General features: G+C 55.2%; 1 protein-coding gene. It reads left to right on the top strand.

All coding sequences use genetic code 11. The features are described 5' to 3' along the window. Positions 1–268: tyrosine-type recombinase/integrase (locus SB725_RS31470; protein WP_410923334.1), on the top strand; the 268-nt coding region annotated here is incomplete at both ends.

Here is a 268-nt window from a genome sequence, read left to right as displayed (position 1 = left end):
ATATCTTTACTCTGACGATGAGGTTCGCCGGTTATTGCATGCCGCCCTCGAGATGCAATACCGCTACGAACGAGGTGCATTGCGCCCGAGGGCATTTTATTGCCTGTTCGGTTTGCTGAGCGTGTCGGGCATGCGTCTTTCCGAGGCGCTCAATCTTGAGCTTCGGGATGTGGATCTGGCCGAAGGCGTATTGACGATCCGCGGTGCCAAGTTTGGCAAAGACAGACTCTTGCCATTGCACGCTTCGACCTGCAAGGTGCTCGCTGAT

It is taken from the genome of Pseudomonas sp. SIMBA_041, from assembly GCF_046535095.1.
GTDB lineage: Bacteria > Pseudomonadota > Gammaproteobacteria > Pseudomonadales > Pseudomonadaceae > Aquipseudomonas > Aquipseudomonas mucoides.
Note: the sequence above shows the minus strand (reverse complement) of the source record. Positions and strands in the feature narration are given on the sequence as shown.